Annotated in this window: 27 protein-coding genes; 9 read left to right on the top strand and 18 right to left on the bottom strand. The window is 67.4% G+C overall.

Features of this window, described 5'->3' with window-relative positions:
- Positions 1 to 7: 7 nt before the first annotated feature.
- The 3 genes from codB to CH42_RS00320 are packed head-to-tail and all read right to left on the bottom strand — an operon-like array spanning position 8 to position 2,662.
- Complete coding sequence (gene codB, locus CH42_RS00330) at positions 8 to 1,330, bottom strand: cytosine permease (RefSeq protein WP_053351232.1); 1,323 nt, start codon at positions 1,328 to 1,330, stop codon at positions 8 to 10.
- On the bottom strand, positions 1,327 to 1,863 hold the full coding sequence (locus CH42_RS00325) for a nucleoside deaminase (protein ID WP_053351231.1): 537 nt from the start codon (positions 1,861 to 1,863) through the stop codon (positions 1,327 to 1,329). Before CH42_RS00325 ends, codB begins: the two co-directional genes overlap by 4 nt.
- A 58-nt stretch (positions 1,864 to 1,921) precedes the next feature.
- Entirely contained in the window at positions 1,922 to 2,662 is a 741-nt protein-coding gene (locus tag CH42_RS00320; protein WP_053351230.1) for an alpha/beta fold hydrolase, read from the bottom strand.
- A gap of 85 nt (positions 2,663 to 2,747) precedes the next feature.
- Between CH42_RS00320 and CH42_RS00315 the strand changes: the two genes are divergently transcribed.
- Positions 2,748 to 3,440 carry a helix-turn-helix transcriptional regulator gene (locus tag CH42_RS00315; protein WP_053351229.1) on the top strand — a complete coding sequence of 231 codons (693 nt, stop codon included), beginning with the start codon at positions 2,748 to 2,750 and terminating at the stop codon, positions 3,438 to 3,440.
- 125 nt (positions 3,441 to 3,565) lie between these two features.
- Here CH42_RS00315 and CH42_RS00310 read toward each other — a convergent pair whose 3' ends face one another.
- Genes CH42_RS00310 through CH42_RS00300 form a run of 3 tightly spaced genes read right to left on the bottom strand, consistent with a single transcriptional unit; the run spans position 3,566 to position 6,779 of the window.
- A complete protein-coding gene (locus CH42_RS00310) occupies positions 3,566 to 5,107 on the bottom strand; it encodes a tripartite tricarboxylate transporter permease (protein ID WP_053351228.1) in 1,542 nt (513 codons plus the stop codon).
- A 2-nt stretch (positions 5,108 to 5,109) separates the two neighbouring features.
- Positions 5,110 to 5,781: a tripartite tricarboxylate transporter TctB family protein gene (locus CH42_RS00305; protein ID WP_053351227.1), complete on the bottom strand. Its 672-nt coding sequence runs from the start codon at positions 5,779 to 5,781 to the stop codon at positions 5,110 to 5,112.
- A complete protein-coding gene (locus CH42_RS00300) occupies positions 5,778 to 6,779 on the bottom strand; it encodes a tripartite tricarboxylate transporter substrate binding protein (RefSeq protein ID WP_053351226.1) in 1,002 nt (333 codons plus the stop codon). The genes CH42_RS00305 and CH42_RS00300 overlap by 4 nt, the downstream gene beginning before the upstream one ends.
- A 140-nt stretch (positions 6,780 to 6,919) precedes the next feature.
- Here CH42_RS00300 and CH42_RS00295 point away from each other — a divergent pair, with 140 nt between their 5' ends.
- Genes CH42_RS00295 through CH42_RS00285 form a run of 3 tightly spaced genes read left to right on the top strand, consistent with a single transcriptional unit; the run spans position 6,920 to position 9,608 of the window.
- Positions 6,920 to 7,573 (top strand): MBL fold metallo-hydrolase, encoded by a 654-nt coding sequence (locus CH42_RS00295; protein WP_053351225.1) that lies wholly within the window; start codon positions 6,920 to 6,922, stop codon positions 7,571 to 7,573.
- A gap of 38 nt (positions 7,574 to 7,611) precedes the next feature.
- Positions 7,612 to 8,865 carry a sensor histidine kinase gene (locus CH42_RS00290; protein WP_239683889.1) on the top strand — a complete coding sequence of 418 codons (1,254 nt, stop codon included), beginning with the start codon at positions 7,612 to 7,614 and terminating at the stop codon, positions 8,863 to 8,865.
- Positions 8,862 to 9,608: a response regulator gene (locus CH42_RS00285; protein ID WP_075205163.1), complete on the top strand. Its 747-nt coding sequence runs from the start codon at positions 8,862 to 8,864 to the stop codon at positions 9,606 to 9,608. Before CH42_RS00290 ends, CH42_RS00285 begins: the two co-directional genes overlap by 4 nt.
- Before the next feature lie 43 nt (positions 9,609 to 9,651).
- On the opposite strand, the gene lysE is transcribed toward CH42_RS00285, so the two are convergent.
- A complete protein-coding gene (gene lysE / locus CH42_RS00280) occupies positions 9,652 to 10,266 on the bottom strand; it encodes an L-lysine exporter (protein ID WP_053351224.1) in 615 nt (204 codons plus the stop codon).
- Between the two features lie 90 nt (positions 10,267 to 10,356).
- Here lysE and CH42_RS00275 point away from each other — a divergent pair, with 90 nt between their 5' ends.
- The 3 genes from CH42_RS00275 to CH42_RS00265 all read left to right on the top strand — a co-directional run bounded on the left by CH42_RS00275 (position 10,357) and on the right by CH42_RS00265 (position 12,959).
- Positions 10,357 to 11,280 carry a LysR family transcriptional regulator ArgP gene (locus CH42_RS00275; protein WP_053351223.1) on the top strand — a complete coding sequence of 308 codons (924 nt, stop codon included), beginning with the start codon at positions 10,357 to 10,359 and terminating at the stop codon, positions 11,278 to 11,280.
- Positions 11,281 to 11,300: 20 nt separating this feature from the next.
- Positions 11,301 to 12,296 carry an AEC family transporter gene (locus CH42_RS00270; protein WP_053351222.1) on the top strand — a complete coding sequence of 332 codons (996 nt, stop codon included), beginning with the start codon at positions 11,301 to 11,303 and terminating at the stop codon, positions 12,294 to 12,296.
- A gap of 87 nt (positions 12,297 to 12,383) precedes the next feature.
- A complete protein-coding gene (locus CH42_RS00265; protein WP_082309190.1) occupies positions 12,384 to 12,959 on the top strand; it encodes a nitroreductase family protein in 576 nt (191 codons plus the stop codon).
- A 20-nt stretch (positions 12,960 to 12,979) separates the two neighbouring features.
- On the opposite strand, the gene CH42_RS00260 is transcribed toward CH42_RS00265, so the two are convergent.
- The 9 genes from CH42_RS00260 to CH42_RS00220 all read right to left on the bottom strand — a co-directional run bounded on the left by CH42_RS00260 (position 12,980) and on the right by CH42_RS00220 (position 20,545).
- A complete protein-coding gene (locus CH42_RS00260) occupies positions 12,980 to 13,399 on the bottom strand; it encodes a hypothetical protein (RefSeq protein WP_053351221.1) in 420 nt (139 codons plus the stop codon).
- Positions 13,400 to 13,403: 4 nt separating this feature from the next.
- Positions 13,404 to 14,195, bottom strand: coding sequence for a uroporphyrinogen-III synthase (locus tag CH42_RS00255; RefSeq protein ID WP_053351220.1), 792 nt, complete (start codon positions 14,193 to 14,195; stop codon positions 13,404 to 13,406).
- A gap of 196 nt (positions 14,196 to 14,391) precedes the next feature.
- Positions 14,392 to 14,652: a DUF3618 domain-containing protein gene (locus CH42_RS00250; protein WP_053351219.1), complete on the bottom strand. Its 261-nt coding sequence runs from the start codon at positions 14,650 to 14,652 to the stop codon at positions 14,392 to 14,394.
- Entirely contained in the window at positions 14,649 to 15,122 is a 474-nt protein-coding gene (locus CH42_RS00245) for a phage holin family protein (RefSeq protein ID WP_053351218.1), read from the bottom strand. Before CH42_RS00245 ends, CH42_RS00250 begins: the two co-directional genes overlap by 4 nt.
- Entirely contained in the window at positions 15,119 to 15,529 is a 411-nt protein-coding gene (locus CH42_RS00240; protein ID WP_053351217.1) for a hypothetical protein, read from the bottom strand. Before CH42_RS00240 ends, CH42_RS00245 begins: the two co-directional genes overlap by 4 nt.
- Before the next feature lie 99 nt (positions 15,530 to 15,628).
- A complete protein-coding gene (locus tag CH42_RS00235) occupies positions 15,629 to 17,065 on the bottom strand; it encodes a hypothetical protein (protein ID WP_053351216.1) in 1,437 nt (478 codons plus the stop codon).
- Entirely contained in the window at positions 17,058 to 18,215 is a 1,158-nt protein-coding gene (locus CH42_RS00230; protein ID WP_082309189.1) for a CPBP family intramembrane glutamic endopeptidase, read from the bottom strand. Before CH42_RS00230 ends, CH42_RS00235 begins: the two co-directional genes overlap by 8 nt.
- Positions 18,216 to 18,452: 237 nt before the next feature.
- A complete protein-coding gene (locus CH42_RS00225; RefSeq protein WP_053351215.1) occupies positions 18,453 to 19,838 on the bottom strand; it encodes a glycine--tRNA ligase in 1,386 nt (461 codons plus the stop codon).
- Between the two features lie 152 nt (positions 19,839 to 19,990).
- Complete coding sequence (locus CH42_RS00220) at positions 19,991 to 20,545, bottom strand: hypothetical protein (RefSeq protein WP_053351214.1); 555 nt, start codon at positions 20,543 to 20,545, stop codon at positions 19,991 to 19,993.
- A gap of 155 nt (positions 20,546 to 20,700) precedes the next feature.
- Here CH42_RS00220 and CH42_RS00215 point away from each other — a divergent pair, with 155 nt between their 5' ends.
- On the top strand, positions 20,701 to 21,630 hold the full coding sequence (locus tag CH42_RS00215; RefSeq protein ID WP_053351213.1) for a LysR family transcriptional regulator: 930 nt from the start codon (positions 20,701 to 20,703) through the stop codon (positions 21,628 to 21,630).
- A gap of 17 nt (positions 21,631 to 21,647) precedes the next feature.
- On the opposite strand, the gene CH42_RS00210 is transcribed toward CH42_RS00215, so the two are convergent.
- The gene (locus CH42_RS00210) at positions 21,648 to 22,589 is read right to left on the bottom strand and encodes a 2-hydroxyacid dehydrogenase (RefSeq protein WP_053351212.1); all 942 of its coding nucleotides are present in this window, start codon (positions 22,587 to 22,589) and stop codon (positions 21,648 to 21,650) included.
- Positions 22,590 to 22,682: 93 nt separating this feature from the next.
- Positions 22,683 to 24,191: an APC family permease gene (locus tag CH42_RS00205; protein ID WP_053351211.1), complete on the bottom strand. Its 1,509-nt coding sequence runs from the start codon at positions 24,189 to 24,191 to the stop codon at positions 22,683 to 22,685.
- A gap of 170 nt (positions 24,192 to 24,361) precedes the next feature.
- On the opposite strand from CH42_RS00205, the gene CH42_RS00200 reads away from it, so the two are divergent.
- Positions 24,362 to 25,267 carry an endo alpha-1,4 polygalactosaminidase gene (locus CH42_RS00200; RefSeq protein WP_239683888.1) on the top strand — a complete coding sequence of 302 codons (906 nt, stop codon included), beginning with the start codon at positions 24,362 to 24,364 and terminating at the stop codon, positions 25,265 to 25,267.
- Positions 25,268 to 25,440 lie beyond the last annotated feature (173 nt).

Below are 25,440 nucleotides of genomic sequence, written 5' to 3'. Positions count from 1 at the left end.
CGGCCACCTACCCGATGCGGCGGGGCGACAGCCGTGCCAGGCCGACCGACAGAATCAGCGCCGCGACGACGCCGATGATCGGCGGGATGCCGATCCCGAATTCGCCGGCGACCCATGCGAGTGCGCACGACACCGCATACACGCCGAGGTTGACCCAGTTCGCCCGGGGCAATGCCTCGCCCTGCGGCATTTGCGTCGAGCGCCAGCGTGCGAGGTAGTCGCCGATGATGACGCCGCCGAGCGGCGGAATGAAGGTGCCAAGCAGCCCGAGGTACTGCGGCAGGTGCTCGTTCACCCCGAAGAGCGCGAGCACGGTGCCAATGATCGACCCGATGATGACGAAGCGCGTCTTGCTGGGCTTCGAGAACAGCTCGGCGCCGGCGACGCCGAAGGAGTACGCCGCGTCGGCGTTCGACTTCCAGAGGTTGCCGAAGAGGAGGAAGAGCCCCCACCCGACGAGCCCGAGGTTGAAGAGCACGAGCACGAAGTCGCCTTCGCCGAAAGTGATGGCGCCGATCGCGCCGAAGAAGATCATGAGGCCGTTGCCGATGAGGAAGCCGATGATGCACGCGAGCACGGCTTGGCGACCCGAGCGCCCGAAGCGGGTCCAGTTGGGGGCCTGCGTGCCCGCGGAGACGAAGGTGCCGACGACCGCGGTCACGGCGACCGCGATCGGCATGGAGGCGTCGGGCTGCACGGCGGCGAGGCCGGCCCACCCGCCCACTTCTTCGAGCGAGCGGAACATCACCCAGAACGCCAGGATCAAGATGAGCGGCGTCGAGATGAGCGACACCCAGTACATGCCGCGGTAGCCGTACACGGCGGTGGCGCACATGAGCACGCTGACCACGATCATCACGGCGGCCTTCGCGGCGAAACTCTCCCAGCCGAACGCCTGCGTGGTGAGCTCGCCGATGGTGCCGATGACGACCCCGTACCAGCCGATCTGCGTGCCCCCGAGCAAGATCGACGCGAGCTTCGCGCCCCGCGTGCCGAGCGTGTAGCGTGCCATGACCACGGTGGTGAGTCCGGTGCGAGCGCCGATCCACCCGAGCACCGCGACGTACGCACCGAGCACGGTCGACCCGAGCAAGATGACGATGAGCAGATCGTTCAGCGCGAACGACTGCCCGAGCGCTGCACCCGCGAGCATGGTCGGCGTGAAGATGGTGAAGCCGAGCAGCACGACGACGAGCGAGAAGAATCCCTTGCGCGCGTGCAGCGGCACCGGGGTGACCGGGTAATCGCGGTCGATGACGGCTTCAGCGGCGTGAGCTTCGGCGGTCGCTGGCGCCGGATCGGCGATGCGCTCAGTGCGCTCCCCGCTCATCGGCCGCCCTCGGCGTCGATCGCAGCGTCGGTCGCAGCGGCAGCGCCACCCGCGAGCTCGCTCGTCTCGACCCCGATGTCTTCGGCCCACACTTCGGGGCGCTCGCTCATCATGCGGTCCATGAGCCCGATGCAGGTCGCGTCGTCGGCGATGACGAGCTCGGTGCCGTTGCTGGCGAGCCATGACTCGGACGCTTCGAAGCTGCGGTTCTCGCCGATCACGATGCGCGGGATGTCATAGAGCATGGCCGTGCCCGCGCACATCGTGCAGGGCGACAGCGTCGTGTAGAGCGTGCACTCGCGGTAGACGCTCGCCGGCAGGCGACCGGCGTTCTCGAGGCAGTCGGTTTCGCCGTGACGGATCACGCTGCCCATCTGTACGCGGCGGTTGCGGCCGACGGCCAGCACCTCGTCGCCGTCTGCCCCGTGACGCACGAGCGCGGCACCGATGGGCACCCCGCCCTCGTCCCAACCGATCTGCGCCTGTTCGATGGCGAGGTCGAGATATGTGCGGTCTTGAGCAGAAATTGGCATACCTGCAATCTTATGGGCGGCCACCGACACCGAACGTCGCCGCCCCATCACCCACCGCTCACCCCACGCGAGCGGCCTCCGCCTCGAGCACCGCGGCAAGCTCTCGCGCTCGGCTCCACATTGGCCAGTGCCCGGTCGGCAGGTCCACGACGTCGACGTGCGACAGCTCGGCAACCTCCGCGAACATCGGGTGCCCGTCGCGCGCGAGCTGCAGCACTTGCTCCCCCGAGATCGAGCAGCACACGAGCGTCGTCGCCACCCGTCGCCGCGCGTCGTTGGTGAGCACGACGGGCGCTCGCAGCACCGGCCCGGGTTCGGCGACCGCACGCTCTCGGAACCGCTCGAGCACCGCATCGCCGAGCCCCTCCAGGCTCGCCTGCTGCCCCAGCACGTCGAACGGCGGCAGCGGCAACGCGTTCAGCTCGTCGGCCAGATCCGGCGCGAACGCACTCCCGGAGGCCACCGGCCCCGAATCGACCCACACGATGCGCCGCACCAGCTCGGGGGCCCGATCGAGCACGAGACTCACGGGCCCGTTCGCTCCGCTGTGGGCAACGAGGATCGCCGGGCGGTCCACGGCGACCCCCAGCGTCTCCATCTCGTGCATAATCGCGACCGCCTGGTCGTCGAGGGTGCGGCTCTCGCGGTGCGGGTCGGCTGGGTCGAGCCCGGGCAGCGTCAGCGAGGCGACGGGGCAGCGTGGGGTGTCGAGGTGGGCGAGAACGTAGTCCCAGGCCCAGGAGCCGAGCCAGTGTCCGGCGATCAGAATGATGGGTGAGGTGTGTGGTGTGGTGGTCATGCCTCTACTCTGCGGGGCGCCCCGGGCAACGGTATGTCACTATTTATGTCATGAATTTTGCACGCACGCTGCCGGGCCGCAAACGATGAAGCGGTCGGAGCGGCTCCATGCGCTCTCGGAGATGCTGCATCGCGCCGGATCGCGCGGCGTCACCGCGGAGCGCCTCGCACGCGAATTCAGCGTGTCCGTGCGCACCGTCAAGCGCGACCTCGTCACGCTCGAGCGCAGCGGCGCACCGCTGTGGTCTCGGCCGGGCCCCGGCGGAGGTTACGGCCTGGCGCCGGGGTCGGCGCTGCCGCCCGTCACCCTGTCGCCCACACAAGCGGTCGCTCTGCTCGCCGCGGTGTCGGCTGCGCGTGATGCACCGTATGCAGACCTCGCGGCAGCGGGCGCCGCAAAGATCGTGGACACGCTCGACCCCCGCACCCGCGCGCGGGCCGATGAGCTCGCCGGGAGAGTCTGGATCGACGCAGAGGCCCCCGCGTCACGCGCCGTGCGTTCGGCGCTGGAGCAGGCGATGGCCGAGCAGCGCGTGACCCGCATCCGCTACACCGCCGGCGATGGCGTCACGACTCACCGCGACGTCGAGCCCGTGCTCTTCGCTTCCACGGGCGGCCAGTGGTATCTCATCGGCTGGTGCCGATTGCGCGACGCGATGCGCTGGTTCTCACTCGCGCGGATCGAGCGGGCCAGTGTCACGAGTGCCCCGTGCACCGGCCACACGGTGGCAGAGGTCGGCGCACCACCGGAGACAGCCCGGCCGGTATCCGCCGGGTGATCCGGCACCCACACCCGCACTACTCCAAGTCGCGGAGATTCAGGAAATCGCGGACCGTTCCGCAGAATACGGTCCGCGATTTCCTGAATCTCCGCTATCTGGGCCAAGGTGACCCCAGCAAGCGCTTACGCCTCGACAGTCTCCCGCGAAGCAGCAGCATCCGCCGCCTTCGCCCGACGCCGACCCACGATCCGCCCGCGCACCGCGAACACCAGCACGGCGAGCAGCAGTGCATACAACGTGAGGGCGATCGGCCCGTGCACCAGCACGGAGAAGTCGCCGTTGGCGCTCATCGCGGCGTCGCGCAGACTGGTTTCGGCAAGCGGCCCGAGCACCATGCCGATGATGAGTGGTGCGAGCGGGAAGTCGAGCGCGCGCATCAGGAACCCGACGATGCCGATGCCGAGCAGCATGATGAGGTCGAAGACCGAGCCAGACGTGGCGTAGATGCCGAGCGCGCAGAAGAGCGTGATGCCGGCGTACAGGTACGGGCGCGGAATCAGCAGCAGCTTGGCCCACAGCATCGCGAAAGGCAGGTTCAGGATGAGCAGCACGATCATTGCGATGAAGAAGCTGGCGAGCAGCACCCACACGAGGTCGGGCGCGCGCTCGAAGAGCAGGGGCCCGGGCTGCAGCCCGTACTGGCGGAAGGCGGCGAGCATGATCGCCGCGGTCGCGGAGATCGGCAGGCCGAGCGCGAGCAGGGCGCCCATCGCCATGCCGGTGGTCGAGTTGCCGGCTGCTTCGGGTGCGGCGAGGCCGCGGATGGCGCCCTTACCGAAGCGGGGCGACTTGCGGCGCTGATCGAGGCGCTTCTCGAGGCCGTAGGCGAGGAAGGTCGGGATCTCCGAGCCGCCAGCCGGCACGACGCCGAAGGGCAGGCCGATCGCGGTGCCGCGCAGCCACGCGGGCGCGGCCTCCTTGAACTCGGCCCTCGACAGCCACGGCCGCCCCTTGGGGCGAATGAGAGACTTGTCGCTCATGTGGCGCTCGAGGCAGGCGACGTAGATGACCTCGCCGAGTGCAAGCACCGCGACGGTCACGGTGACGAGCGAGACGCCGTCGAAGAGGAAGGGCGAGTCGAGGGTGAAGCGCGGCGCTCCAGAGGCGCCGTCGACGCCGATGACCGCGATCCCGAGCCCGATGAACAGCGCGGCGAGGCCCTTAACCGCGTTGTCGGTAACCACCGAGGAGGTCGCGGCGAAGGCGAACACGGCGAGGGCGAAGAACTCGGCCGGCCCGAAACTCGACGAGAAGTCGGCGAGGGCGGGTGCGAGGAACACGACGAGGATCGACGCGATGAAGCCGCCGATGAACGCGCCGATCGCGGCCGTCGCCAGAGCCTGCGCCGCTTTCCCGTTCAGCGCCATCTTGTGGCCCTCGAACGTTGACGCGATCGCGGACGCTTGGCCCGGGGTATTCATGAGGATGCCCATGGTCGAGTCGCCGAAGAGGCCGCCGAAGTAGACGCCCGCGAACATGATGAACGCGGCGGTGGGTTCGAGCGAGAACGTGACGGGCAGCAGCAGGGCCACCGCCATCGACGAGCCGAGGCCGGGCATGACGCCGACGGCGGTGCCGAGCAGGCAGCCGACGAGTACCCAGACGAGGTTTTGCCAGGTGAGGGCTCCGGCAAAGCCCTCCATGAGAAGCTGCAGTGACTCCATGATCAGAACCCCCCACCCAGAATGCCCGAGGGCAGCGACATGCCGAGCGCCATGTCGAACGCGATGTAGGCCAGCGAGCTCACGGTGAGGCCGGTGACGAGGCTGGCGATGGGCTTCTGCGACCCGAAGCCGCGCGCCACGCACCAGAAGAGCAGCCCGGCGCCGATGATCCAGCCGAGCACATCGAGCAGCAGGGCGAACGCGAGAAACGAGCCCACGATCCAGGCGAGGGATCGCCAGTCGAGCTTCACCGCGCGCGTCGGGGCTGCGACACCGTCACCGGCGTCCACCCCCGCGAGCCCCTCAGAGACACCGCCCGCGGCGGTCTCGTGCTCCATGCTCAGCAGCTCGAAGTCGCCGAGGTCGCGGGTCGCCGCGGCGCGCTCGGCATCGGCGGCGCGGCGTTGCTTCAGCGCCGACAGCACGAGCAGGATCGCGAAGAGCACGAGGCCGCCCGCGATGATGGCGGGGAAGAAGTGCGGGCCAGGAAAGGCGGTGCCCTCGGGCACGCGCATCGTGAGCATGCCGTAGCCCAGGTAGGCCGCGAAGGCGACCAGCAGCGCGGGCATGATGAGCTGTTTCAGCAGCTCGGCGGTGCGGCCGTCACCGGCGCCCAGCCGGATCTCCTCGCCGACGACCGCGGACATCGCGGTCGGGTTGTTCGAAGGCGTCATTGCCCCATCTCCTCGTACAGGCGGGCGATGCGGTCGCGTTCCTCGACGAGGAACGTCTCCAGCTCGTCGCCGGTGATCACTTGGTCGGTCCAGTGGTAGCGCTCGACCGCTTCGGCCCACTCGTCGGTGGCGAGCGTGTCTTCGACGAGTTCGGTGAGCCCCGCGGTCTCGTCATCGGTGAGCCCCGCGGGTGCCGCGAGCATGCGCCAGTTCGCGAGCGTGATGTCGTAGCCCTGCTCGCGCGCGGTCGGAATATCGATGCCGTCAACGGGCTCCTCGGCGACGATGGCGAGTGCGCGCAGGCGACCCGACTCGATCTGGTCGATGTTGTCGGGGTAGCCACCGGTTGCCGCTTTCGCCGTTCCGTTGAGCAGCGCCGCCACGGCCTCGCCTCCGCCGTCCGACGAGATGTAGGTCGTGTCCACAGGGTCGATGCCTGCGGCGAGCGCGAGGTCGGTCACGACGAGCTGATCGAAGGATCCGCCGCCCGTCCACGGAATCGACTTCGGGTCGGCTTTCCACGCTTCGACAAGGTCGTCGAGCGTTTCGTAGGGAGAGTCGGCGGGCACGACGATCACGTCGTACTCTTCGAACACGACTGCAAGCGAGGTGACGTCGTCCAGGGTCGCGGCCGAGCCGTACTGGATGGTCGCGGCGAGCAACCCGGTGCCGCCGACGAGCATGGTGTTGGCCTGGCCCTCGAGCAGCGAGAGGTTGCCGAGCGCGATGGTGCCGCCGGCGCCCGGCATGTTGACGACCTGCACGTTGGCGCTCAGGCCGTTGGCGCGCTGCGCCTGCTGCATCTCGCGCGCGACGGTGTCCCAGCCACCGCCCGCAGCCGCCGGGGCGATGATGGTGAGCGACGAGTGTATGTCGCTGCCGAGTGCGGCTGAGCTGATCGATCCGAAGGCGGCGACTCCGATGGCCGAAGCGGCGATGGCGCCGCCCACGACGCGGAGCACCGCGCGACGGGTGCGTCCTTGCGGTTTCTCTGTCATGTCATTCCCTTCGCGCGGACTCCGTTGTGCCGCGCCGACTGCACCACGATGCCACCGGGCGAGAGCGTCGAGGCGCGTGACCGGCTTTGTGCTCATAGATGCTCACGCGGGCCAGATGGCGGAGTTGTAGAGTGTGCGCCATGCGCCTCACCAAACATGCCCACGCCACGATCGCGCTCGTTGACGGCAGCCGCTCGCTGCTGCTGGACCCGGGCACGTTCACCGCCAACGCGGGCGAGCTCATCGCCGCGACGGATGCCGTGCTCATCACGCACGACCACCCCGATCACTTCGACCCGGCAGTGCTGCAGGCGGCGCTCGTCACCCGCCCCGAGCTGCGCGTCTGGGCACCCGAGAGCGTGGTCGCCGCACTCGGGTCGCACGGGGGCCAGGTCACGCCGGTCGAGCCCGGCGATCAGTTCGACGCGGGCGGCTTCACCGTCGACGTCGTGGGTGGCGCGCACGCGGTGATCCACCCCGACATTCCGCTCATGAGCAACGTGGGCTACCTCATCTCGAGCGACACCACCGGCGCCGACGCGGTCTACCACCCCGGCGACTCCTACGTCGTGCCCGAGGCGCGCGTCGCCACGCTGCTCGCTCCGAGCTCGGGGCCCTGGACGAAGATGGAGCATCTCGTCGACTTCGTCCGCGCGGTCGCACCGAAGCGCACCATCCAGATCCACGACATGATGCTCAGCGACCTCGGCCGCGGCTCGTTCGCGCGCTTCACTCAGCAGCTCACCGGCAAGGAACTGCTCACGCTCGCCGACGGCGAGTCACTCGACGTGTGAGGCGCCCTGCGGTGATGAGCACGGGAGGATCGCCGGGAGTGGCTGCACGCAGCGCCTCTCCACGCTGGGCGACCTCTCGGTGGGCGCGCGTCGCGATCCTCGCTTTGCCGACCTTGCTCGTGCTCGCCGGCGTCGGAGTCACCGCGAGCATCGCGATCTCGGTGCAGGAGACCAGCATCCGTGAGGCGACCGCAGACCGTGTGCGCGATGTCGCGACGAGCCTCGCGCAGCTCGACCAGGTACGGGGCGTACTTGACCACACGGGCGACGATCTCACCGCGGCGACCCGCGAACTGCAACCGCTCGCCGACGTCGTCGAGGAGGCGGCAGGGGTCGACTACCTCGTCATCACCGACAACCGTGGGCTGCGCATCACGCACCCGAACCCCGCCATGCGCGGCGGAGAAGTCTCGACGCCACTCGATGACGTGCTCGACGGCGAGGAGTTTCTTGGCACCCAAGAGGGCACGATCGGCCGCACCCTCCGCGCGAAGGTGCCGGTGCGCGATGATTCCGGAGCCGTCGTGGGCTCCCTTTCCGTCGGCATCTTGGAGTCGCGCATCTCCGCTGACTTCGACGCCGCGCTCCGGCAACTGCTGCCCTGGGCACTCGGCGCGCTGCTCGTCGGAACCGTCGCCAGTTCCCTGCTCGCCGCGCTGCTCGAGCGGCGATTCCGTCGTCTCGATGCGATCGCGCTCGAAGCCGAGAGCGCCCGTCGCACCGCTGCGGCGCTCCGCGAGCAGACACACGAGTTCCACACCCGCCTGCACGTCATTCACGGCCTCGTCTCGCACGGCGACACCGCTGACGCGCTCGCCTACATCGACCGCACCGCTCCTGTCGATGCGGGCACCACCGGCGCCACGACCGAGCCTCCTCTGCTCCGCGCCACGCTCGATGCGCTGCGCGCCGAGTTGGGGGGCCTCGGCGCCGCACTCGAAACCGCGATCGAGGTCGAGTCGGATGTCGATGAGGGCGTCGTGCTCGTACTCGCCAACCTCTGCCGCAATGCCGGCGAGGCCGGCGCCACGCGCGTGCGGTGCGCGCTCATCGAACGCGACGGCGCATTCCACGGGGAGGTCGCCGACGACGGTCCGGGCATCGGCCCCGCCGCCGCAGACCGGGTGTTCGCGCGCGGGTTCTCGTCGAAGCTCGACGCGACAGGCTTCGGGCGCGGCATCGGTCTCGACCTCGTACGCCGCACGATCGCCGACCGGGGTGGCATGATCGAGCTCGGGCGCTCCGACCTCGGCGGCGCCCGTTTCCGGTTCGAATTGAAGGTGGGCACGTGAGCACTGCCGCATCTCCGCTGCGCGTGCTGATCGTCGATGACGACCCGGGCGCGCGCATGCTGCACAGCCGATACGTCGCCGGCGCTCCGGGGTTCGTCGTGACCGCGACCGTGGGAACGGGTCGCGCCGCGGTGCAGCACGGTCTGCGCGGCGATGTCGATCTGGTGCTGCTCGACATGCGCCTCCCCGATATCAGCGGCATCGAGGTGCTGAATCGTCTGCGCACCCTGCACGAGGCGTCGCCCGATGTGCTCGTGATCAGCTCCTCCCGCGATCAGGTCACGGTGCGCCAGGCGCTCGCCGCGCACGTCGCCGGGTACCTCGTGAAACCGTTCACCGAAGAGGCGCTGCAGGCGCGTCTCGCCGCGTACCGCAGCGAACGACGCACCGATGCCGGGGGCGCGCGGGAACTCGCACTGGCGCAGGGCGAGATCGATCGGCTGCAGTCAACGGGCCGGATCACCCTGCCGTCGCCCGCCGAAATCGACCGAGGTCGTGCAACGCCGTCACTGCCCAAGGGCATCTCCGAGGTGACGCTGGAGTCCGTTCTCGAAGCGCTCGATCCGGTCACCCCGATCTCCGCGGTCGAACTCGCGGCGCAGTGCCAGATTTCGCGCCCCACCGCGCGGCGCTACCTCGACTACCTCGTCGACATCGGCGCGATCGATTTGGCCCACCGGTACGGCAAGCGCGGTCGGCCCGAAGTGCTGTACCGGCTCGTCCCCGCTCCGCCCGAAGGCTGACGCGGGCGCGGTCCGTGCGCTGCGCGGTCCGTGCGCTGCGCAGTCAGTGCGCGATGCCGCCGAAGATGAGGCGCGCGGCGATCACCAGCATCGTCACCGCGACGATCCCGTCGAGGATGCGCCAGGATTTCGGGCTCGCGAAGAACCGGGTCAGCAGGCGGGCCCCATACCCGAGCAGAAAGAACCAGCACAGGCTCGCAATCGCGCCACCCAGCACGAACCACCAGCGATCCGGATCTCCCTGCGCGTTGCCGATGGTGCCCATCAGCACCATCGTGTCAAGATACACGTGCGGGTTCAGCAGCGTGATCGCGAGACACGCGAGCACTGTGCGGCGCAGCGTGGTCGACTCGCCTTCACTCGCGAGCAGCGCTTCGGGGCGCATTGCCCGCCGCGCGGCTGACCACGCGTACCAGAGCAGAAAGGCGACGCCGCCCCAGCGCACGATTTCGAGCAGGATCGGCGCGCGCTGCACGACGAAGCCGATGCCGGCCACGCCCAGTGTCTCGAGCACCGCGTCGGCCAGCCCGCAGATGAGCACGACGGGCAGCACGTGCTCGCGCCGAATGCCCTGGCGCAGCACGAACGCGTTCTGCGCACCGATCGCCACGATGAGCGAGAGTCCGCTGCCGGCACCGACGAGAAATGGAATGATCACGCTCCGACGGTAGAGCTCGCCGACGCATCCGCGCCACTTCAGCGTCCCTCAATCCTCTTCAGTTGCATGAGCTGTGCTTAAGGTAGCCATGTGGACTTCCCAATCGAGCACCTCGAGACCTTCGCCGCCATCATCGACGAGGGCAGCTTCGAGGGCGCCGCGCGTCGCCTGCACGTGACGCCCTCCGCCATCAGCCAGCGGGTGCGCGCGATGGAACAGCGCGTCGGCACCGTGCTGATCGCCCGCACCCGACCGGTCTCGGTCACTGCCTCCGGCGCCGTGGTGCTGCGCGCCGCACGGCAGATGCATCGCATCGCCGCAGATGTTGCGAATGAACTCGGGCAGCACGGTTCCGACCGCAGCGCCGCGCTCATTCCCATCGTCGTCAACGCCGATTCGCTCGCCACGTGGTTCGTGCCGGCGCTCGCGCGCGCCGCCCGCGAAACGGGCGCCACGTTCGAGGTGCTGCGCGCCGATGAGACTATTTCCACCGAACGCTTGCGCAGCGGCGGCGCGGTGGCGGCGCTCACCGCCACCGCCGAAGCGGTTCCGGGCTGCACCTCGACACGTGTCGGCACCGACCACTACCGCGCGGTCGCGAGCCCCGAATTCGTCGCGACCCACTTCAGTGAGGGGGTCACCGCGCACGCGCTTGCGACGGCACCCATGCTGGAGTTCGACCGGCACGATGCCTTTCAACAACGGTTCATCCGCCGCGTCACTCGCAGCCGCATCGACCCGCCGAAGCACTTCATCCCCTCCTCCGCCGAGTTCGCGCTCGCGATCGAACTCGGCATGGGCTGGGGCATGCTCCCCGAGCTGCAATGCGCGGCAGGTCTCGCCGACGGCAGGCTCGTCGCCCTCGGAGATCGGCCGATCCTCATGCCGCTCTACTGGCAGCGGTGGAAGCTCGACTCCCCCGTGCTCGACGGCCTCACCCGGGTCGTACTCGAGGAGGCTGCTACGGCGCTTGACACCGTCGCGACGCCACCGCCCGCTCCGCCCCTAGGATGAAAGCAGCGGGAGGGAGCTGAATGTTCGGGGTACTGCAGGGATTCGCGCTCATTCTCGGAGTGATCGGAGCCGGCTACCTCACCGCCCTCTTCGGCGTCGTCAAGGGCGAACAGCGACGAGTACTCAACAACGTTGCCTTCTTCGTCGCGACACCCGCGCTGCTCTTCACCGTGCTGCGCACCAGCGACCCGGCCATCGTGCTCTCACCGGTGATCTTGATCACTACACTCGCCGCACTCATCGTGGCCGCACTGTTCGTCGTGTCGTCGCGCCTGTGGTTTCGTCGCGACCTCGCGAGCACCACGCTGGGGGCTGCGGGGGCGGGGTACGTCAACGCCAACAACCTCGGGCTCCCGGTCGCCGTGTACATCCTGGGCGACGCCGCGTACGTCGCACCGCTCATTCTCGTGCAGCTGATCTTTTTCGCCCCGACGATTCTCTCGATGCTCGAAACCACGCGCCGGGGTCGGCGCGGCGAGCTGTTCGACGGCGACGCCGCTGCCGGCGCTGAGCCGCCCCGCGCCCGGAGCGGCGGAGCCATGCGGGGTGCCGCCGCCGCGCTGGGGCGAGCTGCCTCGAACCCCATCATCATCGCCTCGATGCTCGGCCTGATCTTCGCCCTCTGCGGGTGGGGTGTTCCCGACATCGTCGCGGCACCGCTCGAGATGCTCGGCAACGCCGCCATCCCGATGGTGCTCCTCAGTTTCGGCATCTCGCTGCGCGGGCAGCGCGCACTGCAGCCCGGCACCGGTCGCGGAGCAGTTTTCGCCGCTTCGGCCCTCAAGCTCGTGCTGATGCCGGTCATCGCCTGGGGGCTCGCGAAGGCCTTCGGGCTCGGCGACCACGAGGTCTTCGTCGCGACCATCATCGCAGCGCTGCCCACCGCCCAGAACATTTACAACTACGCGGCCACGTATCGCCAGGGCGAAACGATGGTCCGCGACATCGTCTTCCTCACGACGTTCGCGTCACTGCCCATCATCGCCGCGATCGCGTGGCTTCTCGGCTCGCACTGAGTGCAAACATTTCGCGCTGGGGAATACCGCGTCACGGCGAGGCGTTCTGCTGAGTCGGAAACAATCGCACGATCCAAGGAGTCTCCCGTGAGCCCGCGCACCGCCCAGACCAGCGCCCCCGTCATCGAACACCTCGCCGAGCGCTGGAGCCCCCGCGCCTTCGACGCCACCCACGCGTTCCCCGAGGGGGCTCTTCGTGGTCTGCTCGAGGCGGCCCGCTGGGCGCCGAGCGCGAACAACTCGCAGCCCTGGCGCTTCATCGTGGCCCGCCGCGGCAGTGAGAACTTTGAGCGCATCACCGAGACCCTCGCCGGGTTCAACCGCCAGTGGGCGGGCAGCGCCGCGGCGTTCATCGTGAATATCGCCGAGACCGCCGATGCCGAGGGCAACGCTCGCCCGTGGGCGGAGTACGATCTCGGCCAGGCCGTTGCGCACCTGAGCGTGCAGGCGACCGCGGAAGGCGTGCACGTGCACCAGCTCGGCGGGTTCGATCGCGATGCGATTCGCGCCGCGTTCGGCTTGGAGGATCGCCAGCTCCCCGTCTCGATCAGCGTCGTCGGCAAGATCGGCTCCGTCGATGACCTGTCAGAGGTGCTCCGCGAGCGCGAGGTCGCTCCGCGTACGCGCATCGATCTCGAGTCGCTGGTGCTGGTGCGCGACTAAGACGAAGTTCGGGCCCTGTGTCAGGCGCCGGCGTCGACCGCAGTCGCGCCGCCGTCGAGGCGCAGGGCCTGAATCAATTCGCCGGCGTGCACGGTCGACACGATGACCCGCGAGAAGTGGTCGAATTCGCCGTGCCAGCCGTGATCTTCGTCAGCGCCTTCGGGCGTCTCGAAATCGATGACGACGGCTTTGCGTCCGCGTCGAGCGAGCACGAAGTCGCGCCCCGTGAAATTGCGCCAGGTGCCGGCGGCAAGTGTTCCGGGGAGTGATGCGCCGGGTGCACGCACCCCGCGTACCCAGACCCAGGGGTCATCGGTGACGATGGCAGAGGTGATCGCGGTGCGATCGAGTTCGATATCTCGTCGGCGCATCGCCGCGATCTTTTCAGACGCGGTCAGCCGAATGATCACGCGATCCGGGTGTACCTCGACTCTGGCCATCAGCTCAATCCAGCATGTCGCTTTGGTCGATCACCGATTCGACCGTTTCGATCAGTGCGCGCTTCGGGGCGTACACCGGGTGCGAGGGATCGTTCGCGTCGTCCGGAAGCCCCAGAGCCGCAGCGACTTCGAGGGTGTTGACGCCGACGCAAGCGACGATGGTGTTCTCGGGGATGTCCGGGAACTGCGAGGCGACCTCTTCGGCGATCTTCGCCGACGCGACGAGCAGCGCGTTGATGCGGCCCGACTCAATGTCTTCTCGAATGTGCACCGATGCGGGCACTCCGACCGTGCGGAATGCCAACACCTGTGTCACGTCGTGGCCCCGTTGGGTGAGGCCTTCGGTGAGCACCGGAACGGCGACGTCCGAGCGCAGGGTGAGCACCTTCAGCACCTCGTCGGTGTTGATCTCGCTCCACTCGTCGAGCAGCGCGTACGTGCTATTTTCTTCGCTCGGCGTGCGGGTGATCGGATAGCCGGCGTCCGTGAACGCGACTGCGGTGGCTTCGCCGACGATCGCGACTTTCGTGTCGGGGTGAATCACAGCGTTGTGATGCTTGAGCACGTCGGCGACGGTGGAGCTCGTCGCTGTCATCCAGTCGAAGCTTCCTGCCTCGAGCTCTTTGAGCGCATCGACCAGCTTGTCTTCTTCGCTCGTGTGCGCGAAGTCAACGAGCGGCGCGATCACCGTGTGCGCTCCCTGCTCACGGAGAGCCCTCGAGACCAGATCGCCCCAGGTTCCGCCCCGAGGAACGAGCACCCGAAGACCACTGAGCGGCTTTGCCTCAGCAGACATACACCCCACTCACTCGACACCAATAAAAATGGCCGACACATCAATCTACCGGAGACTGCGGCCTGGCCTTTCACGGAATTCCGTTGACCCTATTCTTACCTTGCCGCCGCGAGGAAGCAAAATGACGGCATCTGCATCGACGAACGCAACCGAACTGTGACCTGCGTTCAGACGGCCTCGCTCGCGCGGCGAAGGCTCAACGGAGCTTCTTCGCGACCACCGTGGCGATGCCCCAGACGGTCAGGCCGGCGATCACTGCAACGCCCGCCACGCCTGCGGCGAATGCGAGCGGATTGCGTCGCTTCTCAGCAACGATGCGCTGCTTTGCGTCGTCCACGGCGTCGTCGACGCGCTGCGCGTAGTTCAGACGGACCTTCAGTTGCGAGAGCGTGTCGTAGAGCTCTGCGCGCGCCTGTGCCGCGTCTGCGACGCCCTGCAGCTTCTCTTCGTGGCTCATCGCCAGTTCCCTTCTTCTCCGACGCGAGGCATGCGCGAGGCGCGGTGCTGCTGCGGCGGTACCGGGGGTTCGGCGTTAATGCGCACCTCGCCCATTGCAGAGATGTCTCCCCCGACACGATCGAGTGTTTCTTCGGGCACCGGGTTGCCGCGCTTGACGAGCGCAATTCCCGCCAGAATCGCGAGCGCTGCGAGCACAAGCAAACCAGCTGCGACGACGAGCGCTGCGAGCCACCAGGGCCACACGAGCGCGAGCGCAGCGATCGCTGCAATCACGAGCGCCTCAAGCATGAAGAAGACGAAGAAGAGCGCGATGACGATGGCACCGGCGCCGATGCCGGCCTTCTTCGCCTTCGAAACGATCTCGCGTTTGGCGTTCTGGTACTCGACCTGCGCTAGGCCGACGATCTGCTGTGGCAGACGACTCAGCAGTTCGAACGTGCCGGCTTCGTCTCGACGCTTGCGACTCATGCGCGCGCCTCGTCAGCGGTATCTGCGGAGTCTGCCGCGCCGCCGTCACCATTCAACGACGTAGCCGTTGCCCCGCGCGGATTCGCGGTGGTCGCGGCAGCCCGGTCGGCCGCCCGGCCAGCGGCTGCGGCAGTTCGCGCTGACGGAGCCGCGGCGTCCGGGCGACGGTCCTGCTGGTTCACCAGCGCGGTGAAGGCGTTCTTGCCTGCACGGAGCGCGGAATCCTTGAGATTCTCGACCGTACCGCGCGTCGCGTCTTTGACGGCGTCGATGCCGCGCTGCACCGGCGCAGTCTGCCACACCTGCTCAGCGCCCCGTTTGATCTGCTCGTAGCGCTCACGACCTGCTCGGCTCCCGAGAACATAGCCCACAGCTGCGCCGAGAACGAATGCGATCTTGCCTTTCATGATGCCTCCAGTTCGTGGCGGTTCCTGGTCTTCGCCCAGCCTACTCCGGGTCGATGCCCGTTGCATGCGCCTTCGGTTATATACCTGATCTCTCAGGCGTCACTCGGCAATTCCCGTGAGGTGTCGGCGCAGCCGCACCGCCGCCTCACGTGCGTCGTACACCGCAGTGGCGAGGTCTCCACTATGCGCATGAGTACCGACGCTCAAGCAAGTGGATTTCGCTTCGCGTGACGACATGGTATGCGCCAGCGCGCGGTCGCGATCGCTCTTCGTGGCGAACGGAGCCAGCACGGTGAATGCGTGCAGACCACCGCCGGGCACCCGCGCTGCACCTGCCGCTCCCAGTGCCGCAGCTGCGACCTCATCGCTCTCAAGTTCAGACACCACCCCGATCGAGCTGCTCGCCCGGATCGTCCACGAGCCACCTCCGATCGCACCGTCGACACTGTGCACCGTTGGGGCTTGCCAGCGCACGGCCCAGACGCTGCCCGAGTCATCACGTGCGAGTTCGACCAGGTCTCTCGCGGGCGTCGGATTCGCCGCCGCACCGGCCCACTCGGGCGCACTCACTTCCGCGGTCACCACCCATCGCGCGTGTGAGGTCTCTACTGCATCCTGCGGAAGCACATCGGCACCCACCGCAGACTCACCGACCACCACCGCGCGTGCGGCGATGGAGGCATCGACCGCGGCGTCTCCCCGCTCCGTGACCTGCCAGGTCGACTCATTTGAAGCGGCAGCCGCAGAGGAGTCCGTCACATCGAACGTGACTTCCGCGACAGCGACAACACCCGCATCGACGATCTCTGCCCCGTAGAGCGCAAGTCGGTCGAGCAGCGTCTCGCGTAGTTGTTCCCAGCCGTCAACCGGCTGCACGAAGGTTTCACGTGCAACGGAACGCGCGGCATATTCCATAGCGGCGCCGCAGAGCGAACCTGCGGTCGTCACGTCCTCGTTCAGGCCCGGCGCCGCAATCGCCACATCGACGGCGTCTGCAGCGACCCCGTACTTTTCGCGCACCAACGGCTCGACGAGACGTTGCAGTGCGGTCGCTCCGATGCGCGCGCGCACGAGCTTTCCGAGCCGCTGGGTTTTGCCGATGGTCAGCAACGGCATCACCCGATCAAGAAAGGCACGAGTCGCTCCTGCACCTCCCAGCACCGCCAGGCTCGCTTCCGAGAGCGGTACTGCGGGAATTCCGAAGACCGATGGCATCGGTTGTTCAACGGGGTCGCTCTTCGCGCCCCGGAGCAGCACCGACTCCGGCGCTGCGGCCCGCGAAGCAGCTCCCGGTGTCGCCGGACCCCCAACGGAAAGCGGTGCAGCGACGTGCGTGAGAAACTCTCGCAGTGTGCCGTCGGGGTCGGTCACTCGATCCGGATCAAACGGCGCCAGCGCGCCTACCGGCGTGTCTGCGCCTTCGGCGGCAGGCACGCTCCCGCCTCGCGCAACTCGCACCGTGAGCCCGACCTCCGCGAGTTCGAGCGCGGCCGCAAGCTCAGGAATTCCGTCTCCGATGACATAGACATCAACCACGCGGCTGCTCCTCTTCCGGCGCGACCGTGCCGGTCACCGGCGTGGTCGGAGCGGGGCCCGGAACAGCAGCACCAGTAACCGCACCCGTGGCCATCGGAACTTGGATCTGCACGATGTCGATGCGCGTGCGCCCATAGCCGTGTTTGCGGAACACGCGAATCACTAGCCAGATAAAGAGGGCGTACCCAACCACAGAGCCAATCATTGACCCCGCGCCTCCGGTCTGCTCGACCTGGGCGGTCTCGCCCCCGACGTTGAACGTCATGAAGCCGAAGGCGATGAGGTTGTTGACGATGTGAATCGCGATGGCAGCTTCGAGCCCACCGGTGCGCCAGGTGAGCCAGGCGGCGACGACCCCGAGCAAGCCGACCGAGAGCAGCCCCCAGATGTCGTAGATGTGGGCGAGCGCGAACCCGACCGAGGGAATCAGAATGCCGAACCACGGGCTCTTCAACCACGAACCGAGCACCTGCATGAAGAGGCCACGGAAGACCACTTCTTCGGCAGTCGCCTGCAGCGGCACGAGGAGGATGACAATGACGAGCGACGTCCACGCTGCGGTCCAGTCAAAGTCTGCGGCAGCCGCTGTCGGGGCGGGATCATTCAGCGATGCCGGGTTCAATGCGATCTCGAACCCGATCGCCGCGACATTCATCACCACGACAGCGAGCAGCGCCACGAGCGACAGTCGGCCGAGCATGCCCCAGCGGATGCGCGCTGCCACCGACCACACGCGCCCATTGGGCCGCATATTCAGCGTGAGCATCGCGAGGATCACCGCGGGAATCATGATGATGATCGACACGAGACTCAGCAGCACCGACACCGGCACCTGGGTATCGAGCGCCGCGCCCGTGCCCGTTGTCACCCCATTCAAATAATCAGGGTGCTGAAGTAGGAGCGGCAGGAACGCGACGCTCACGATGATCGTGAAGACTCCGAAGTACACCCCGGAGAGCAGCAGAAGCAGCAGCGGCTTCCACCAGCGATAGTTCTGCACTCCGCGCAGCAGCCGGTGATACTCGAGCGGTTCCGTTTCTACCTGCTGGAGCTGCATCACGGGGCGCGCCCACGCGTACTGTGGCGGACCCACTGGTGCAGGTGCCGAAAATTCTGGGCGCTCGGAGGGCTCGGAACCGGTGCTCGTCATACGCTCCATCCTAGAAGCCGCCGCCGACATCCACCCGAGTGGAGCGGGCGACCGCCTCCCGAACCGCAGGAGTTCTCCGCACCTGCGGTCGAAAACTTGCAGGGCGATCCGCGCAATCGAATTTCTCCTGCACGAACCCCGAAACGGGCGCCGCACACGACGAAACCCCGCCAAGATCCGAGATCTCAACGGGGTTTCTACGCGTCACCGGAGCCGACCGAAACGCGATGCGTTTCGCTAGGCTCCGCGCAAGCGCTCCGCGAGGAACGCGTGCAGCTCGGCACGCGGCACGCGCACCTGCTCCATCGTGTCGCGCTCGCGCACGGTCACCGCATCGTCTTCGAGCGAGTCGAAGTCGACGGTGACGCAGAACGGCGTGCCGATCTCGTCCTGTCGGCGGTAGCGGCGGCCGATGGCTCCCGAATCGTCGAAGTCGACGTTCCAGTCGTCGCGAAGATCCTGCGCGATCTCACGGGCCAGCGGCGACAGCGCCTCGTTGCGGCTCAGCGGCAGCACTGCGGCCTTGATCGGTGCGAGGCGCGGATCGAGCGCGAGCAGCGTGCGCTTGTCGGTGCCGCCCTTCGCGTTCGGCACCTCCTCTTCGCGGTAGGCGTCGACAAGGAAGGCCATCAGCGAGCGAGTGAGGCCGGCGGCCGGCTCGATCACGTACGGCGTGTAGCGCTCGTTCTTCGTCTGGTCGAAGAAGTTGAGGTCCTTGCCCGAGTGCTTCGAGTGCGTCGACAGATCGAAGTCGGTGCGGTTCGCGATGCCCTCGAGCTCGCCCCACTCGCCACCGGTGAACCCGAAGCGGTACTCGATGTCGGCGGTGCGCTTCGAGTAGTGCGACAGCTTTTCGGCGGGGTGCTCGTAGAAGCGCAGGTTGTCGGGGTTGATGCCGAGGCCGGTGTACCACGACATCCGCTCGTTCATCCAGTATTCCTGCCACTCCTCGTCCGTGCCCGGCTCGACGAAGAATTCCATCTCCATCTGCTCGAACTCGCGGGTGCGGAAGATGAAGTTGCCCGGCGTGATCTCGTTGCGGAAGCTCTTGCCGATCTGCCCGATGCCGAACGGCGGCTTCATGCGCGCCGCCTGCAGCACATTCGCGAAGTTCACGAAGATGCCCTGCGCGGTCTCGGGCCGGAGGTAGTGCATGCCGGCCTCGTCGTCGACGGGGCCGAGGTAGGTCTTCAGCAGGCCCGAGAATGCGCGCGGCTCGGTCCACTGGCCGCGGGTGCCGCAGTTGGCGCACACGATCTCGGCGAGGCCGCCCTCGGGCGCGCGGCCCTTCTTCTCCTCGAAGGCCTCGATGAGGTGATCTTCGCGGTAGCGCTTGTGGCACTGGAGGCATTCGACGAGCGGATCGCTGAAGACCTCGACGTGCCCCGAGGCCTCCCACACCTGCTTCGGCAGGATCACACTGGAATCGATGCCGACGACGTCGTCGCGCTTCTGCACGACGGCCTTCCACCACTGGCGCTTGATGTTCTCTTTGAGGGCCGTGCCCAGGGGGCCGTAGTCCCAGGCGGAACGCGATCCGCCGTAGATCTCACCGGCCTGGAAGACGAAGCCGCGGTGACGGGCGAGGGCGATGACCTTATCGAGGCGAGACTGCTCAGCCATTTTCTGTATTCACTCCAAGGTGCAAGCGGGGATCTTGGCACCGCAGCGCTCGTGGCGCGGCGGCATAGGGGTCCAGTCTACCGACCGCGGCGGCACCGGGCCGGAGCGTTCATCCGCTGCTCAGGTGGCGTCGGGAGTTGACGCGCGTGATGTCAGGCTGAGCGTGCTGCAGCGCTGAATTCGCGCCAGTCGAGCAGATCGGTGATGACGGCGCTTCCGGGCGCGGCAGGTTCGTGCGCGGCACGCGGATACTCCGCTGCGCGGCGCTCGGGATCGCCACCGGTCGCGACGGCAACATCCGAGATGGCAGCTGCAGTGACGGTGGGCTCGCCCTCGCGCGGCAGCCAGGGCAGACTGATCGAGGAGGCCGTCGTGCTCGACGGATCCCACAACGCGTGCGGCATGGGCAGAATCGGCAGGGCGGCCGTGGGCGTGATGATCATGTCTGGAGTACTGGTGACCGCCGCGCGGCGGATCGCGACAAAGAGGCCGTACCCGCCCATCAGCGCCCACACCACGTTCGAGACGAATGACGGCCAGGCACCAAATGCGATCGCTCCGCCCGCACCGAGGAACCCGCCGACGGTGTTCAGCACGAGATATCGTTTGGTCGTCGGGAGCCAGGTGCCGCGCAGCATCAGCACGTACGCGGTGAAGGTGCCCAGGGTTCCGACCCAGCCCAGAATGTTCCCGACGATCTCCTGCACTGCCTGCTCCTCTCGCGCTCAATGTATGGCAGGTCGAGCAGAGATTCGGCCGCTGAACGGGCCGGTGCTCCTGCAGCTCGACAGGACTATCCTCAGGCTCGAACGCATCCAGCACAATCGAATCTTTCGTGATCCAGGGTGTAGAATTTCTGAATATGCGCATCGCAGTCTCGCGACTCCCGTTTCTGCTCCAAATTGCACGGAGCGGCGGCGTACTTGCGGCCGCCGAAGCGTTGACGCTGACCCCGTCGGCGGTGTCGCAGCAGCTCGCACGACTCGAGGCAGAAGTCGGTGTGCCGCTGGTGGTGCGCAGCCCGCGCGGCATCACCCTCACCGCGGCCGGCCGCGAGTTGGTCGAGCTGGCCGAGAACGTGGAGCGAGAGGTCAACGAGGCCGCGTTACGCGTCGGTGCGGCGAGCGAACTCCCCAGCGGAACCGTTCGTTTCGGCGCGTTTCAGAGCTTCATGAGCGGCGTGCTCGCTCCGGCGCTCCCGCGATGGCGTACCGAACTTGCCGGCGTGCATCTGGAAGCTGTCGAGGCCGACCTTCCCGTCACGCTGCGCGGTCTCCGCGCGGCCTCTTACGACATCATCGCCATCGAGCGCGACGAGTCGGTGCCTCCGCCACCGCTCGGACCCGGAGTGCGCGAAGTCACGCTCCTCGACGACCCCTGGGTGCTCGTCGCTCCAGCGGGAACGCAGGCCGCAATGGGCGTGGTCGAACTCGATCGTCTGAGACTCCCCTGGCTGCAGATCGACCCAGGCTCAGGCGTGTATCACGCCTCGCAGCGGGTGCGCGCTCGCATCGAGAACGCGGCGATCGCGCCGCATCAGTACGCGAGCCACCAGTCGGCGCTCGCGCTCATCTCGGCCGGTGAGGGCGTCGCACTGCTTCCTCAGCTGGCACTCCGCGAGTTCTCACTGAGCGGCGTCGAAACCCACGAACTCCCCGGGCTTGGAGTGCGGCACATCGCGCTCCGGTACCGCGTGGGCCGCAAACCCGATCCCGCGGTCACGGCCGCAGTGGAGTTTCTGCGCTTCCTTACGGCGTCGAATGAGATCGCGCAGGATCAACCGGCGCGCTGACGCGCACTCGCATTCGGTCAGTTCCACTCACCGAGTACGAGGTTCTCAGGGCGCTCCCCGCGCTGCAGATGCGCGATCTGCCGCTCGATGAGGTGTGCGACGCGCGGCAGCATCGCGCTGGAGTCGCCGCCGACGTGGGGCGTGATCAGCACGTTGGGCGCGTTCCAGAGCGGGTGGTCGTTCGGGAGCGGCTCAGGGTCTGTGACGTCGAGTGCGGCGCGCAGACGACCCGCGGTGAGTTCTGCAACCAGCGCATTGGTGTCGATGACCGGGCCGCGCGCGACGTTCACGATCAAGGCGCCATCCGGAAGCGCTGCGAGGGCCTCGGCATCGAGCAGGTGCGTCGTTTCGGCCGTCAACGGCACCGCGATGATCACGATCTCTGCGTCGGCGAGCGCCGCGTGCAGCGCGTCGAACCCCTGCACCGCAACCGAGCCACCTGCGAGGTTCTGCTGCTCTCTGGCCGTTCGGGCCAGGCGCGAGATCTCGACTTCGAACCCCGCGAGCCGTGCTTCGATCGCTTGCGAGACACCGCCGTACCCGATGAGCAGCACCCGGCGGTCGGCCAGGCTCGGTGTCGATCGCCCGGCCCAATCCCCCGCATCTCCCTGGCGCACGAAGTCCGCCAGCCCGCGCTGGGCCGCGATGGCGAGCCCGACCGCGAGCTCCGCAGTCGACGTCTCGTGCACCGTGGCGGCGTTGGCCACGGCTTGCTCAGCGCTCACGTACTTCGCGAGCCCGTCGTAGCCGATCGACTGCCACTGCACGAGGCGAACATCGACGCCCTCGAGCGCCGCGAGCGGCCGGTTGCCTCCCAGATACGGGGGCACGACGATGTCGAGCCGCTCCCGCGGCGCCGGGCCGTCAAGGTCCCACTCCACGAACTCGACTCCCTGCACATGGGCGAGCGCCTCGCTCAAGCCGGAGTCCGTGGGCAGCGAAACGACGAAGTCACTCATGCTCGCGAGTCTATCGACGGTGGCGCTGCAGCCGCATGCGGATCGCGGTGCCCGAGACGGTCTGCATCCCACGGGGCACCGCGATCCCGCACCCTAGCGCGTCGTCACCCGCCCGGTGCGTCGCCGAATCTCGTCGGCGACCTCCTTCGCATCACCCTCGGGCGCACTCGACTGCGCATCCGGCCGCGCACCGAACAGGTACACGAGGCCGGTCACGAGTACCACGGCGAGGCCGATGAGCACGACGTAGTCGGTCAGGAATGCTCCAGACGATCCCGGGATCGCCAGCAGCACCATGGCGAACACCCCATAGGCGAGCGCAAGCACGTTCACGACGAGCCCGAGAGCCCCGAGTGAGAACGGTCCGGCCGGTCGCCATCCGCGCAGACGCTGGCGCAGGCTCGCGAACACGACCATCTGGAACGACAGGTAGATTCCGAGAATCGCGAACGACGTCACGGCGACCAGAATGCCGTCGTTGAAGAAGATCAGCAGGCAGATGAGCGCGGGTACCGTGCACGCCACGATGAGCGCATTCGTGGGCACCTTGCTGCGCTCCGACACCTTCGACAGCCACACGTGACCGGGCAGCATCCCGTCGCGTGCGAACGAGTACAGCAGGCGGCTCGCGGCGGCCTGCAGGCTCAGCACGCACGAAATGAATGCGAGGATCGCCACCGCCAAGAACACCTTCGCGCCGACTGCACCGAGCGTCGCAGTCAAGATCTCAGGGATCGGATCACCGACCTCACCGGCGACGATCTGTTCGAGGTTTGGTGCCGCGAGCACGTACCCGCCGAACGAGAACAGTGCCGACACAGCACCGACCAGGATCGTCATGATCATGGCCTTCGGAATTCGTCTCGCCGGGTCGGCGACCTCTTCGGCGACGTCGCCGCACGCTTCGAATCCGTAGAAGAGGAAAAGCCCGGCCAGCGCCGAAGCAATGAACACGGGCAGGTAGGACCCGTCACCCGCAGTGCCCATAGTGTCGAAGAACACCGAGAAGTCATGCTTGCGCTGGAAGATGAGCAGGTACAGCCCGATGCCGATCACGCCGATGAGTTCGGCGAACAATCCGATGCGCGCAATACGTGCGAGCCACCGTGTGCCCGTGAAGTTGATCGCGAGGGCCAGCAGCAGCAGCGCGAGCGAGATGATCAGGGTGGACGCGGGCGTGAGCTCGATGCCGAGCAAGGCGGTCACGAAGCCCGCGCCGAACTCGGCCACCGAGGTGATCGTCACGATCATCGCCCAGATGTAGACCCAGGCGGCAAGCCACGCATAACGCCGGCCCCAAAGTCGCCGCGCCCACGGATAAATGCCGCCGTGGATCGGATACTGCGACACGACCTCCCCGAACACCAGCGACACGAGCAGCTGCCCGCAGGCGACGATGACGATCCACCAGATCGATGGTGGTCCGCCAGTCGAGAGCGCTACTGCGAAGAGCGAGTAGACGCCGACCAACGGCGAGAGGTAGGTGAAGCCGAGGGCAAAGTTCGCCCACAGGCTCATCGAGCGGTCGAACTTTCCCTCGTACCCGAGTACGGCGAGATGTTCGTCGTCGGCGAGGCGCCCGTCTGATGAGGGAGCGGTCATGATGTGTTCCTTTCGGATCGACGTTGATCCCGACGGATTCGATACCGTCGTCGAGCTGAGCATAGACCTGCCGTGCGGTCTCACCGGGTATTGCGCGCTTCCGGGTTTGAATCGGGAAACCGACGCTCGGTGACTCGCAGCGATCGTCACGCGCAGTTAGCATCGGATGCATGTCGACAACGCACCGATGGGTGCTTCTGGGGGTCACTATGCGCAAGTGCACCGCGAATCGCGTGATGCGTGCTGGCGCGCTGGTCTCGGCCGGCCTGCTCACTGCGGGCCTGCTCGCCGGCTGCGCACCGACGGCGTCACCTGTGGCAGACGCTGACGCGAACTCAACCTCCGATGCCAGGCCGCGCGGTTTCCCCGCGGGCGGCGTCGTCGACTACCAACTGGGTGGGGCGTACGATCCGGCGCAGGAGGTCGAGATCGTCTCTCGGGATCGCATGGATGCACCCGACCCCGACCGCTACTCGATTTGCTACGTCAACGGATTCCAAACGCAGCCCGGTGAGCTGAGCGACTGGCCCGAGGACGCCCTGCTCGCGAACGAGTCCGGGCCGGTCATCGACCCGGACTGGCCGAACGAAGTGCTGCTGAACACCGCCACCGAGGCTGCGCGCGCCCAGATTCTCGAAGTGGTCGCTCCGTGGATCACGAAGTGCGCCAAGGATGGCTACAACGCCGTCGAGTTCGACAATCTCGACACGTACACGCGTTCAAACGGTGCGCTGACGCGTGAGGGCAATGTCGCCCTGGCGCAGGCGTACGTAGAGGTCGCTCACGACGCCGGGCTCGACGCGGGCCAGAAGAACGCCGCGGAGGATGCGGAGCTCTTGCACGCGGAGGCCGGCTTCGACTTCGCAGTGTCCGAGGAGTGCGGCGCGTACCGGGAGTGCGCGGACTACACGGAGGTGTATGGCGATGCGGTGATCGATATCGAGTACGCCGACGAGCTCCCCCGCAGCTTCGCGGAGATGTGCGCGGACCCTGAGACGCCGGCTTCGGTGGTGCTGCGTGATCGGGATCTCAGCACCCCTGACGATCAGGAGTACGTGTTTGAGACCTGCGCGTGACGCGCAACGTCGCCCGGCCGTGAAACACGAAAGCCCCGCAGGCTCAGGCCTGCGGGGCTTTCGTCGCGCACCCGCACGGGTGCAGAAAAGGTTCGAGGGCCGTATCCGGTTCCACACACCGTCTTGGTATGTGCAACCCGATACGACCCTCGGTAAAAGGTGTCCGGCGGTGT

The organism is Leucobacter musarum subsp. musarum (assembly GCF_001273845.1).
Taxonomy (GTDB): Bacteria; Actinomycetota; Actinomycetes; order Actinomycetales; family Microbacteriaceae; genus Leucobacter; species Leucobacter musarum.
This window is presented reverse-complemented; position numbering and strand designations above follow the sequence as displayed.

Excerpts from the sequence above, each read along its gene's own strand:
- codB (WP_053351232.1), bottom strand. The coding sequence starts at position 1,330 with ATGAGCGGGGAGCGCACTGAGCGCATCGCCGATCCGGCGCCAGCGACC.
- CH42_RS00215 (WP_053351213.1), top strand. The coding sequence starts at position 20,701 with ATGCGCATCGCAGTCTCGCGACTCCCGTTTCTGCTCCAAATTGCACGG.
- CH42_RS00270 (WP_053351222.1), top strand. The coding sequence starts at position 11,301 with ATGTTCGGGGTACTGCAGGGATTCGCGCTCATTCTCGGAGTGATCGGA.
- CH42_RS00310 (WP_053351228.1), bottom strand. The coding sequence starts at position 5,107 with ATGGAGTCACTGCAGCTTCTCATGGAGGGCTTTGCCGGAGCCCTCACC.
- CH42_RS00250 (WP_053351219.1), bottom strand. The coding sequence starts at position 14,652 with ATGAGCCACGAAGAGAAGCTGCAGGGCGTCGCAGACGCGGCACAGGCG.
- CH42_RS00210 (WP_053351212.1), bottom strand. The coding sequence starts at position 22,589 with ATGAGTGACTTCGTCGTTTCGCTGCCCACGGACTCCGGCTTGAGCGAG.
- CH42_RS00255 (WP_053351220.1), bottom strand. The coding sequence starts at position 14,195 with ATGTCTGCTGAGGCAAAGCCGCTCAGTGGTCTTCGGGTGCTCGTTCCT.
- CH42_RS00205 (WP_053351211.1), bottom strand. The coding sequence starts at position 24,191 with ATGACCGCTCCCTCATCAGACGGGCGCCTCGCCGACGACGAACATCTC.
- CH42_RS00225 (WP_053351215.1), bottom strand. The coding sequence starts at position 19,838 with ATGGCTGAGCAGTCTCGCCTCGATAAGGTCATCGCCCTCGCCCGTCAC.
- CH42_RS00245 (WP_053351218.1), bottom strand. The coding sequence starts at position 15,122 with ATGAGTCGCAAGCGTCGAGACGAAGCCGGCACGTTCGAACTGCTGAGT.
- CH42_RS00320 (WP_053351230.1), bottom strand. The coding sequence starts at position 2,662 with ATGACCACCACACCACACACCTCACCCATCATTCTGATCGCCGGACAC.
- CH42_RS00295 (WP_053351225.1), top strand. The coding sequence starts at position 6,920 with ATGCGCCTCACCAAACATGCCCACGCCACGATCGCGCTCGTTGACGGC.
- CH42_RS00230 (WP_082309189.1), bottom strand. The coding sequence starts at position 18,215 with ATGACGAGCACCGGTTCCGAGCCCTCCGAGCGCCCAGAATTTTCGGCA.
- CH42_RS00200 (WP_239683888.1), top strand. The coding sequence starts at position 24,362 with ATGTCGACAACGCACCGATGGGTGCTTCTGGGGGTCACTATGCGCAAG.
- CH42_RS00240 (WP_053351217.1), bottom strand. The coding sequence starts at position 15,529 with ATGAAAGGCAAGATCGCATTCGTTCTCGGCGCAGCTGTGGGCTATGTT.
- CH42_RS00260 (WP_053351221.1), bottom strand. The coding sequence starts at position 13,399 with ATGGCCAGAGTCGAGGTACACCCGGATCGCGTGATCATTCGGCTGACC.
- CH42_RS00315 (WP_053351229.1), top strand. The coding sequence starts at position 2,748 with ATGAAGCGGTCGGAGCGGCTCCATGCGCTCTCGGAGATGCTGCATCGC.
- CH42_RS00300 (WP_053351226.1), bottom strand. The coding sequence starts at position 6,779 with ATGACAGAGAAACCGCAAGGACGCACCCGTCGCGCGGTGCTCCGCGTC.
- CH42_RS00305 (WP_053351227.1), bottom strand. The coding sequence starts at position 5,781 with ATGACGCCTTCGAACAACCCGACCGCGATGTCCGCGGTCGTCGGCGAG.
- CH42_RS00325 (WP_053351231.1), bottom strand. The coding sequence starts at position 1,863 with ATGCCAATTTCTGCTCAAGACCGCACATATCTCGACCTCGCCATCGAA.